Below are 8,723 nucleotides of genomic sequence, written 5' to 3' on the forward strand. Positions count from 1 at the left end.
GCACGGCTCTAAGCTCTTGTTGTGACACGCTCTCTTGCGCCGAACCGGTGTCCACTTCGGCGGAGAGCGCTCTAAGCAGGTTTCGCAAAAATGGCCGCCGGTTTTGCGATAAAAACCTGCGGCCGGATGGAAACCTCAGCAGAGTTGCGTTGGTGTGCCGACGCAACTCTGCTGAGACTCGTCGCGCCTCAGGCCAACTCGGCAAGGGCCAGATCGAGGCTCGCGAAATCGGCGCCCGGGCCATTCCACCACAGCGCCGGGTAGGTCGCGAGGCGGCCCATCACCGCCGCGTAGGCCTCCGCCAGATGCGTGTCGGCGATGACCAGGACGGCTCCGGACAGGCCCTCGGCCAGCGCGTCGCCGCGGCGACCCGCGAGGTCGATCACGCGCAGGCCGAGGCGGCTGAGGCCAAGACGCATGGCCTCTGCCTGGCCGAAATCCTGTACCAGCAGCGCGATGGCGTCGCCCGCCCGGAGGCCTTCGCCCCAGGCCCAGCGGGCCATGCGGTGCGGACAGACCGGGACGGCAGACAGAGCCGGATCGGTGCGCCGCGCGCCGCCGGGCATGCGCCCCTCGGAGGCACGGGGTGCCGGGGCGAGAGGGGGGACGACAGTGGATTCGAGACCGAACATGCGATGCAGACCGCCTGGATCTGGACAAACCGTGGTCTCTGGCGTGACGCGAGCCGGTTAACACTCTGTCTCACCGCACGACGGGAGCGGAACAAGAGCTGCTTTTCGGGCGTTGGCGCCCTCACGATTGAGACGATGGCCAACAAGCCGTGAAGGCCAAGCCTCGATTTGTCGTCAAATTCGGTCGCAGTGGCGCGGGCTGCGGACCGGCCTATCTCGTTGTCCGCCGAGGCGGCCCGACAGAGGCCGCCGTGATCGAGGATACAGCCCCCGCATGCGCCACATCGTTCTTTCCGCCGCCCTGATCGCCGCTGCCCTTCCGGCGCAAGCGCAGATCCGCAACGCGCCGGCCCCACGGGCCCTGGAATTCGCCGCCTACATCTTCGCGGCCTCCAACGTCTGCGGCTACCGAATCGGCACTGAGCAGTTCGAGGGGCTGCTGGCGAAGCAGAGCGTCCGGATCGAGGACGTCCAGCCCCGGGGGCCGTTCGGCAACCGCGTGCAGACGATGTTCACGCTGATGTCGAATCAGATGCAGCAGAACCGCGATCAGGCCTGCCTCGCGGTGGCGGGCGAGTACGGGCCGGAGGGCACGGTCGCCAAGAACGTGCTGCTGCCGGCCGGCGCGGATACGGGTGCCCCGGCCAAGCCTGCGGAATCCGCCAAGCCCGCGGAGCCGGTCAAGCCGCAGTAACGGGACGGTCGGTTCAACCCAGCCGCCATTCGATCGGCCGGACCCCGTGCTCCGTCAGCCAGCGATTGGCCCGGCCGAACGGGTCCGAGCCGGGGAAATCCTGGGCGCGGTTGAGCGGGGAGGGGTGCCCGCTCTCGAACACGCCGTGGCGGCTCTGATCGATCAGCGCCGTCCGAGCCCGGGCCTGGGCGCCCCAGAGCAGGAAGACCGCGGAGTCCGGGCGCGCAGAGACCGCCGCCACCGCCTCGTCGGTCAGCCGCGCCCAGCCGGTGCGTAGATGCGCCCCGGCCTTGCCGGCCTCGACCGTCAGTGCGCTGTTGAGCAGGAGGACGCCCTGTCGCGCCCAGGCGGTGAGGTCGCCGCCCGCGGCCCGGTCGGAGCCCGCCTCGGCGAGGATCACTTTCAGCGAGGCCGGCAGGCGACCCGATCCCACGAACGAGAAGGCGAGGCCGTTGGCATCGCCCGGCGTCGGATAGGGGTCCTGCCCGAGGATCACCGCGCGCACGGCAGACAGCGGCGTCTCCGTCAGGGCGCGAAAGACCTGGGCCGGAGCCGGCAGCACGCGGGCGCCGGCCGCGATCCGCGCATCGACCCGGGCCGCCACCGCCTCGGCCCCACCGTCGGCGAAGAAGGGCAGCGCCAGCCAGGGTGAGCCGGAGGCGCGGAAGGCCGCGAGGGCATCGGCCACGGGTGTCTCGCTCATCGAATCTCCATGTGGCTCAGCGATGTGGCTCGGCGACGGCCTCGGTTGCAGCGCGCCGCCCCGCGTGGTTAGGGACAGGGGTCGTGCGTGCGGATCCGGTGCGGCATGTCGCATCCGGTCTTCGCCGGCCGGCTTCGCACCCTACATGGAAGCATACCCGACGGGGTTAAGCCTCCGGTCCAGGCCTCAGCGTGCGCGCCGGCCGCCGGATATCTGATGCCACAGGAAGGACCCGGCGCGCGGCGCCGGGACGCTGCCATGAACGAACGCGTCGAACCCGCCGCCGCGCTGGCCAATGGCCGTCCCCTCACCCCGCGCGAACCCGCGGCCGCCACCCTGCCGGCCGACCATCCGAAGGTGGCCTGGGGTCGCGTCGGCGTCCTGCTGATGAATCTCGGCACGCCGGAGGGCACGAGCTACTGGCCGATGCGGCGGTATCTCAAGGAGTTCCTGTCGGACCGCCGGGTCATCGAGGTGTCGCGGCTGATCTGGTGGCCGCTGCTCAACCTGATCATCCTGACCAAGCGCCCGGGCCCCAAGGGCCGCGATTATGCCAGCGTCTGGAACAACGCGCTCAACGAAGGCCCGCTCAAGACCACCACCCGGGGCCAGAGCGAGCGCCTCCAGGCGGCGATGGGCGACACGGTCGTGGTCGATTGGGCGATGCGCTACGGCAAGCCGGAGGTCGCCGGCCGGATTCAGGCGCTGCTCGACCAGGGTTGCGACCGCATCCTGCTGGTGCCGCTCTACCCGCAATACGCCGCCGCCACCTCGGCAACGGCCTGCGATCAGGCGTTCCGCGCCCTAATGGACATGCGCTGGCAACCGACGGTCCGCGTCTCGCCGCCCTATCACGACGACCCGGTCTACATCGCCGCCATGGCCGACTCGATCCGCGAGGGTCTGGCCAAGCTCGATTTCGAGCCGGAGGTCATCCTGACCTCGTTCCACGGGGTGCCGCGCAGCTACCTGCTCAAGGGTGACCCCTACCATTGCCAGTGCCACAAGACCGGCCGGCTGATCCGCGAGGCGCTGGGGATGTCGCCGGAGAAGATGCGCGTCACCTTCCAGTCGCGCTTCGGCAACGAGGAATGGCTCAAGCCCTACACGGACGAGACCGTGATGGATCTGGCCAAGTCGGGCGTGAAGCGCATGGCGATCGTGGCCCCGGGCTTCACGGCCGATTGCCTGGAGACGCTGGAGGAACTCGACGGCGAGAACCGCCACTATTTCGAGGACAACGGCGGCGAGCGCTTCGCCTATATCCCGTGCCTGAACGACAGCGATCTCGGCATGAAGGTGATCGAGCACGTGGTGCGGCGCGAACTCCAGGGCTGGATCTGAGGATTGGTCCGAGCAGGCGCTTGCTGTCGCGCCCCGGCCGCCTATTTTTCCCTCAAGCGGGACGTGTGATCGATCCGGCGCGGGAGGGTTTCATGGCGTTCTTCATCGGTATCGCGTGTCCCTGGCTGCTGATCGCGGTGCTCGACCGGATCGCCGAAGGCCGCCGCACCAGCGAACTCGCCGCCCTCGGGGTCACGCCGACGCCCGCGCCGGCGCAATCGAGCTATCTCGTGCCGGATCGGCCCTACTGACGCCAGAGCTTCAGCTGTCTCAAGGTACTGGGCCAAGCACGCAGTCCAATGAGGGCCAGCGTCCATCCGACGCTGGCTCCGTGTACCGTTAGGGCTTCTTCGTCTCCGGCACCGGCTGAGCCGCCTCGGCGGGGGCATCGGTGCGCTCGATCTTCGCATCCGCCCGCAGCTTCAGGATCAGGTCCTGCTGCGCCTTGCGGATCAGGTGCTGGTCGATCTGCTCTTTCAGCTCGTCGAAGGTCGGCTGCGGTTTGGTCCGCATCTTCTCGACCTTGATCACGTGCCAGCCGAACTGCGTCTTCACCGGATCGGAGACCTGGCCGGGTTTCATCGCGAAGGCGGCGTTGGCGAAATCGGGGACCATCCGCTCCTTGGTGAACCAGCCGAGATCCCCGCCCTCGGCCTTCGAGCCCGGGTCCTTCGAGGTCTCGGCCGCGACCTTGGCGAAGTCCTCGCCGCCCTTGATCCGCGCCGCGATCTTCTTCGCGTCGCCTTCGTTGTCCACGAGGATGTGGCGGGCATGCACCTCCTCCTCGGGCTTCATCAGTTTGACGGTCTGGTCGTAGATCGCGTGCTCGGCCTCGGGGGTCACCGCGCGCTTGGCCTCCTGCTCCAGGTAGTCGTCGAGCAGGAGCTTGTCGCGGAAGTAGGCGAGCTTGCGCTTGAACTCCGGCGTGTCGCCGATCTTGGCGGCCTCGGCCGCCTGCGCGCCGACCCGCAGATCGACCATGTAGTCGACCAGCAGGTTCTTCTTCTGGGCGTCATCGACGCCGGGCAGCGACAGGGCCGGGTCGTCGGACGCGATGGCGAGGTCGCCCTGCGTGATCGGCTTGCCGTTGACGCTCGCCGCCACCGAATCCGGCCCTGCCGGGGCAGCTGGACTGTTCGCGGCAGGCGTGGCAGCGGGCGCCTTCTGCGGGGCCTGAGCCAGCGCGACGCCGGGAATCGCGAGCAGGATTGCGAGCGCGCTGACGCGCCGGAGGAGGGCGGGGTGGAGCATGCGGGCGAAATCCTCGGCTGACGTCTCGTGGCCGCTCCGGACCGGGCCGGGCGGCGGGCCGCGGCACAGGTGGCCCGCGTCGCACGAGAAGGCAAGCGCGGCGGTTCCGCCGCTGTCGGAACCGTGACCGCACCGACAGGCGTTGAGGCCTGCCCCTTTCAGGTGCACCGGGCGATGTTTACCTCTATAAGCCCGGCCAACTCCGCCCAGGCCGGCCCGCCACGCTGCTGCGTGGGCGGGCTCGCGCGTCCGCAGGTCCACGATGCTCGGCTCGATCGCCAAGAAGATTTTCGGCTCCTCCAACGACCGGCGCGTCAAGGGCTATCGCCCCCGCGTGGCGCTGATCAACGCGCTGGAACCGGAGATCCAGGCCCTGTCGGACGAGGCCCTGCGCGCCCGCACCGACATGCTGAAGGCGGAACTCGCCGCCGGCAAGAGCCTCGACGACATCCTCGTGCCGGCCTTCGCCACCGTGCGCGAGGCGGCCAAGCGGGTCTTCGGCCAGCGGCACTTCGACGTGCAGATGATCGGCGGCATGGTGCTGCACGAGGGCGGCATCGCCGAGATGAAGACCGGCGAGGGCAAGACGCTGGTGGCGACGCTGCCGGTCTACCTCAACGCTTTGGAGGGCAAGGGCGTCCACGTCGTCACCGTGAACGACTACCTCGCCGCCCGCGACGCCGAGTGGATGGGCCAGCTCTACCGCTTCCTAGGGCTCTCGGTCGGCACCATCGTGCACGGGCTCGACGATGCGCAGCGCAAGGACGCCTACGCCTGCGACATCACCTACGGCACCAACAACGAGTACGGGTTCGACTACCTGCGCGACAACATGAAGTACGAGATGTCCCAGCTGGCGCAGCGGGGGCACAATTTCGCGATCGTGGACGAGGTCGATTCGATCCTGATCGACGAGGCGCGCACGCCGCTGATCATCTCGGGCCCGGTGGACGACCGCTCGGAGCTCTATGTGTCGGTCGATGCGATCATGCCCCGGCTGGTGCGCGAGCATTATGATCTCGACGAGAAGCAACGCACGGTCTCGCTCACCGAGTTGGGCAACGAGTTCGTCGAGGAGACCCTGCGCGAGGTCGGCCTGCTCAAGGAGGGCGACCTTTACGACGCGCACAATGTCAGCTTGGTCCACCACGTGAACCAGGCCCTGCGCGCCAACACGCTGTTCACCCGGGACAAGGACTACATCGTCAAGAACGACGAGGTGGTGATCATCGACGAGTTCACCGGCCGCATGATGCAGGGCCGGCGCTACTCGGAGGGGCTCCATCAGGCGCTCGAGGCCAAGGAGCGGGTCACGATCCAGCCCGAGAACCAGACGCTGGCCTCGATCACCTTCCAGAATTATTTCCGCCTCTACAAGAAGCTGGCCGGCATGACCGGCACGGCCTCGACCGAGGCCGACGAGTTCGCCGAGATCTACAAGCTCGACGTGGTCGATATCCCGACCAACAAGGAGGTCGAGCGCGTCGACGAGGACGACGAGGTCTACCGCACGGTGGCTGAGAAGTACGACGGCATCATCGCGGAGATCGACAAGGCGCATAGCCGCCATCAGCCGATCCTGGTCGGCACCGGTTCGATCGAGAAGTCGGAGCATCTCGCCGAGATGCTGAAAAAAGCCGGCTACACCCTGCTCGACTATTCCGATCCGAATGCGCTGACCGACGTGTACGCCGCCGCCCGCGAGGGCCGGGTGACCAAACGCTTCGCCGTGCTGAACGCCCGCTTCCACGAGCAGGAGGCCTACATCGTGGCCGAGGCCGGCGTGCCCGGCGCGATCACCATCGCCACCAACATGGCCGGCCGCGGCACCGACATCAAACTCGGTGGCAACATCGAGATGCGGGTCGAGAAGGAACTCGCCGGTGTTCCGGAGGGTCCGGAGCGCGACGCGCGGATCGAGGCGATCAAGGCCGAGATCGCCGAGAACCGCGCCAAGGTGCTGGCCTCTGGCGAGAAGGCCGATCCGGAAGCCGGCCGCAAGAAGGATCTGCCGGGCGGCCTCTACATCATCGGCACCGAGCGCCACGAGAGCCGGCGCATCGACAACCAGCTCCGCGGCCGCTCCGGCCGGCAGGGCGATCCCGGCCGCTCGAAGTTCTACCTGTCGCTTCAGGACGACCTGATGCGGATCTTCGGCTCCGATCGCATGGACGGGATGCTGCAGAAGCTCGGCCTGGAGCAGGGCGAGGCGATCATCCACCCCTGGATCAACAAGGCCATCGAGAAGGCGCAGCAGAAGGTCGAGGCGCGCAACTTCGACATGCGCAAGAACGTGCTCAAGTACGACAACGTCATGAACGACCAGCGCAAGGTCGTGTTCGAGCAGCGCCGGGACTTCATGGCCCAGGAGAGCGTCCGCGAGACCGTGGACGAAATGCGTGAGGGCGTGATCGACGACCTCGTCGCCCGCCACATCCCCGAGAATGCCTACGCGGAGCAGTGGAACGTCGGGGGTCTGCACGAGCAGGTGCGGGAGATCCTCAACCTCGACGTGCCGGTCGAGGACTGGGCCAAGGAGGAGGGCATCGCCGACGAGGAGATGCGCGAGCGCCTGCTCAAGGCGGCCGAGACGGCCTATGCCGAGCGGACCGAGAAAAACGGCGCCGAGGTCACCGCCTATATCGAGAAGCAGGTCCTGCTGCAGACGCTGGACCACCTGTGGCGCGAGCACCTCGTGACCCTCGACCACCTGCGACAGGTGATCGGCTGGCGTGGCTTTGCTCAGCGCGATCCGCTGAACGAGTACAAGTCCGAGGCCTTCGACCTGTTCAACGGCCTCGTCACAGCCCTGCGCGAGCAGGTGACCGCGCAGCTGTCGCGGGTCGAGATCATGTTCCAAGAGCAGCAGGAGCAGTATCCAGCCGGCGGACCGGCGCTGCCGCCGATGTTCGCCCAGCATCTCGACCCGGTCACGGGCGAGAACGAGATGGACTATGCCGGCCAGGGCTCCGGCAGCGATGGCGGCGCCGGCCCAGCCTACGGCTTCGCCGCCCAAGGCTTGGCGGCGGACGGCGCGGTGCTGGAGCGCGATCCGCAGGATGCCGGAACCTGGGGCCGCGTCGGCCGCAACGAGCCGTGCCCCTGCGGCTCGGGCAAGAAGTACAAGCACTGCCACGGCAGCCTGCAGGCCTGAGGCCGGCATGGCCGCGCGGGCGGTCTTCATCGCGGGTGCCGGGACGGAGATCGGCAAGACCTACGTCACCGCGGCTTTGACCCGGCGCCTGCGGGCACAGGGCCGGGCGGTCCGGACCGTGAAGCCGCTCGCGAGCGGCGTTCCGGCTCCGGGAGATCCGGGGTTCGCCGAAAGCGACACCGCCCGCCTGCTCGACGCCCAGGAGATCGCCCTCGACGCCGAGGCCGTGGAGGCCTGTTCGCCCTGGCGCTTCTCCGCACCGCTGTCACCCGATCAGGCAGCCGTGCTGGAAGGCCGGTCCCTGGATCTCGCCGACCTCGTCGGCTGGTGCCGGGTGCAGATCGCCTGCACGACGGGCACGCTGCTGATCGAAAGTGTGGGCGGCCTGATGAGCCCGGTCACCGAGGCGGCCACCGGCCTCGACTGGCTCCGGGCGCTGGACGTTCCCGCCTTGCTGGTGACCGGCAGCTACCTGGGGGCGATCAGCCACGCGCTGACGGCCTGCGAGACCCTGCGCCGGTACGATGTCCCACTGTTGGCCATTGCGGTGAGCGAGAGCGAGGGCGCGCCGGCCCCGGCCGCCACCGTGGCCGCGTCGATCGCCCGTCACGCCAGCGCGGAGGTCTTTTGCCTGCGGCGCGGGGATTCCTGTCCGGAAGCGCTCGCCAACCTGATCTGAGCCGGCAGCTACGGCGCTGCGCGCGACGCGTTATACCCTCAAGTCTGCGTGTGCCTCCGACATCCCGGCGCCTTCGGCTGCGCCCTCGCTGGACGACGTGGCCTTGGCTGCTAACTGTCGGGCAGTCTCGACGCGCCCAGACCCGGGCGGGTCATGCGGGAGCTGTTGCGTTGAGTCAGTCCCTTGCCGCCGCCGCGGAACCCGGAACGGAGGCTGCGGCGCAGGAGGATGAGCCCGCCCGCAACCGCCTGCGGCCAGCACTCGTC

8 protein-coding genes are annotated in these 8,723 nt (G+C 68.5%); 5 read left to right on the forward strand and 3 right to left on the reverse strand.

Features of this window, described 5'->3' with window-relative positions; translation table 11 throughout:
- Window positions 1–188: 188 nt before the first annotated feature.
- Complete coding sequence (locus OXS49_RS31605; RefSeq protein ID WP_244003248.1) at window positions 189–566, reverse strand: AMP-dependent synthetase; 378 nt, start codon at window positions 564–566, stop codon at window positions 189–191.
- A gap of 340 nt (window positions 567–906) precedes the next feature.
- On the opposite strand from OXS49_RS31605, the gene OXS49_RS31610 reads away from it, so the two are divergent.
- On the forward strand, window positions 907–1,326 hold the full coding sequence (locus tag OXS49_RS31610) for a hypothetical protein (protein WP_267428519.1): 420 nt from the start codon (window positions 907–909) through the stop codon (window positions 1,324–1,326).
- 13 nt (window positions 1,327–1,339) lie between these two features.
- Here the strand turns inward: OXS49_RS31610 and OXS49_RS31615 are convergent, their stop codons facing one another.
- Entirely contained in the window at window positions 1,340–2,029 is a 690-nt protein-coding gene (locus tag OXS49_RS31615) for a uracil-DNA glycosylase (RefSeq protein WP_267428520.1), read from the reverse strand.
- A gap of 258 nt (window positions 2,030–2,287) precedes the next feature.
- Here OXS49_RS31615 and hemH point away from each other — a divergent pair, with 258 nt between their 5' ends.
- Together hemH and OXS49_RS31625 are read left to right on the forward strand one after the other, a co-directional pair.
- On the forward strand, window positions 2,288–3,373 hold the full coding sequence (gene hemH, locus OXS49_RS31620; RefSeq protein WP_244003242.1) for a ferrochelatase: 1,086 nt from the start codon (window positions 2,288–2,290) through the stop codon (window positions 3,371–3,373).
- Window positions 3,374–3,465: 92 nt separating this feature from the next.
- On the forward strand, window positions 3,466–3,624 hold the full coding sequence (locus OXS49_RS31625) for a hypothetical protein (RefSeq protein ID WP_243918394.1): 159 nt from the start codon (window positions 3,466–3,468) through the stop codon (window positions 3,622–3,624).
- An 88-nt stretch (window positions 3,625–3,712) separates the two neighbouring features.
- On the opposite strand, the gene OXS49_RS31630 is transcribed toward OXS49_RS31625, so the two are convergent.
- Entirely contained in the window at window positions 3,713–4,624 is a 912-nt protein-coding gene (locus OXS49_RS31630; RefSeq protein WP_267428521.1) for a peptidylprolyl isomerase, read from the reverse strand.
- A gap of 262 nt (window positions 4,625–4,886) precedes the next feature.
- On the opposite strand from OXS49_RS31630, the gene secA reads away from it, so the two are divergent.
- Together secA and bioD are read left to right on the forward strand one after the other, a co-directional pair.
- Window positions 4,887–7,778 carry a preprotein translocase subunit SecA gene (gene secA, locus OXS49_RS31635; protein ID WP_244003237.1) on the forward strand — a complete coding sequence of 964 codons (2,892 nt, stop codon included), beginning with the start codon at window positions 4,887–4,889 and terminating at the stop codon, window positions 7,776–7,778.
- A 7-nt stretch (window positions 7,779–7,785) separates the two neighbouring features.
- Complete coding sequence (bioD, locus tag OXS49_RS31640) at window positions 7,786–8,457, forward strand: dethiobiotin synthase (RefSeq protein ID WP_244003235.1); 672 nt, start codon at window positions 7,786–7,788, stop codon at window positions 8,455–8,457.
- Window positions 8,458–8,723 lie beyond the last annotated feature (266 nt).

This window comes from Methylobacterium sp. GC_Met_2, from assembly GCF_026540795.1.
Lineage (GTDB): Bacteria > Pseudomonadota > Alphaproteobacteria > Rhizobiales > Beijerinckiaceae > Methylobacterium.